The organism is Streptomyces sp. NPDC056628 (genome assembly GCF_042792555.1).
Classification (GTDB): Bacteria; Actinomycetota; Actinomycetes; order Streptomycetales; family Streptomycetaceae; genus Streptomyces.
In genome coordinates this window covers 1-1,752 of sequence record NZ_JBHTWG010000092.1, presented here as the reverse complement: position 1 = coordinate 1,752, position 1,752 = coordinate 1, and the positions used below count along the sequence as shown (strand labels likewise).

The following is a 1,752-nucleotide window of genomic DNA, read 5'->3' as shown; positions in this document are numbered from 1 at the left end:
TACTGAACTTGATTGGGTGATGTCGGTGCCGTCCGCCTGACAGTTGGGTGTCGGCACTGGTAGCCCTGGGGCGTGAGGTACGCGCAGGGCGGCGGACTGACCGACGCCGAGAGAACTACGCGGGAGCGGTTGCGGCTCCAGGCCGTGGAGCGTTTCGAGAGCGGGCAGAAGAACGCGGGGGTTGCCGCTGCCCTGCGGATCAGTGTGCGGTCGGTTGAGCGGTGGCGTCGGGCCTGGCGCGAGGGCGGTGAGGCCGGGGTTCTGTCGAAGGGGTCGCCAGGAAGACCTCGGCTCAACCAAGTCCAGGTCGCGAGGCTGGAACGGGAGTTGGAGCGTGGTCCGCTGGCTCACGGCTGGACGGACCAGCGGTGGACGCTGGCACGGATCAAGACACTCATCGGCCGGCTGTTCCACGTCTCCTACACGGTCGAGGGCACCTGGCGGCTGCTGAAGCGGCACGGCTGGAGCTGGCAGCAGCCCACTCGGCGGGCGATCGAGCGCGATGACGACGCGGTCGAGGTATGGAAGAAAGAGACCTGGCCGCGGGTAAGAGCATCGCGGCGGAGCGCGGGGCCTGGATCGTCTTTGAAGACGAGGCCGGGCAGTCGATGACTCCGCCGCGCGCCAGAACCTGGGGCCGGATCGGTCAGACCCCGGTCGTGAGGGTGAGGGGCCGCGGCTCCGGGCGGGTGTCGATGGCGGGCATGACCTGCTATAAGCAGGGCGAGCGGTCCCGGCTGATCTACGCGATCCGCGAGTATCGCGGCCGCAAGGACGAAGCGAAGGGCTTCGGCTGGCGCGACTTCCGCGACCTGATCGTCCGCGCCCGCATCCAGCTCGGCGGCCCGATCGTTCTGGTCTGGGACAACCTCCGCCTGCACCTGACCGCCGGCATGCGTGCGTTCATCGAGACGAACGCCGAGTGGCTCACCGTGTTCCACCTGCCCACCTACGCCCCGGACCTCAACCCACAGGAGGGCATCTGGTCACTGGTCAAACGCGAGATCGGCAACCTCGCCGCCGGGGACCTCACTCAGATCACCCAAGCCGTGAAACGTCGGCTCAAGAGGATCCAGTACCGTCCAGAACTCGTCGACGGCTGCCTCGCAACCACCGGCCTGACCCTGGAGGACTGACGTGACTCATTCCTCCTCCCAGTTCGCGTAGTCGCCCATCGCCACGTCATCGCACAAGGTCTCCCACAGCCCGTTGTCTGCGAGTGCGGTGGCATCGAGAGCAGCGAGGAGCCGACGAAGCTCGTCCGCCACCTCCTCGAACCTGTCCTCCTCGTCTTCCTCATAGAATGGGAAGCGGGCGATGGTGCCCGCGACGCACCGGTGGAAGGCCCCGAGGTCGCTGTTCACATGCCAGGCGGTCGCAGACCCGATCTTGGGGATCTGCACGACGCGGCGCGAAGCCACATCGACGCCGAGCCGACCGAATAGGCCGCTGGACCCAAAGACGACCAACCCGCTCTCACCGGTTACATCCAGGAGCGTCGCCTCAGTCAGCGGTTGGTACTCATAACCGATCAGCCCTGCTGGGATGCCGACTTCCCGCAGATCGGCGGCGATCTCGGCAGGCACCCCTGGTGAGCAGCCAATACGGACCACGGCGTACTGGGGCAACGGCAACGGCGGGAAGTCTCGGATCACGCGAGCATCATCCTCGTGCTCCGGCCACCCGGGGAAGGCGCGAGCTGGCCCCTGCCACCCTCCGCCGGACCCCGACATCACTCAATCAAGTTCAGTA

At 66.8% G+C, this 1,752-nt stretch carries 3 protein-coding genes; 2 read left to right on the top strand and 1 reads right to left on the bottom strand.

Features of this window, described 5'->3' with window-relative positions; translation table 11 throughout:
• The first annotated feature begins 72 nt into the window (after window positions 1-72).
• Complete coding sequence (locus ACFRAC_RS36735) at window positions 73-612, top strand: winged helix-turn-helix domain-containing protein (protein WP_382939751.1); 540 nt, start codon at window positions 73-75, stop codon at window positions 610-612.
• Window positions 522-1,136 (top strand): transposase, encoded by a 615-nt coding sequence (locus ACFRAC_RS36730; RefSeq protein ID WP_382939748.1) that lies wholly within the window; start codon window positions 522-524, stop codon window positions 1,134-1,136. The genes ACFRAC_RS36735 and ACFRAC_RS36730 overlap by 91 nt, the downstream gene beginning before the upstream one ends.
• A 6-nt stretch (window positions 1,137-1,142) precedes the next feature.
• Here ACFRAC_RS36730 and ACFRAC_RS36725 read toward each other — a convergent pair whose 3' ends face one another.
• Window positions 1,143-1,733 (bottom strand): SUKH-4 family immunity protein, encoded by a 591-nt coding sequence (locus ACFRAC_RS36725; protein ID WP_382939743.1) that lies wholly within the window; start codon window positions 1,731-1,733, stop codon window positions 1,143-1,145.
• Window positions 1,734-1,752 lie beyond the last annotated feature (19 nt).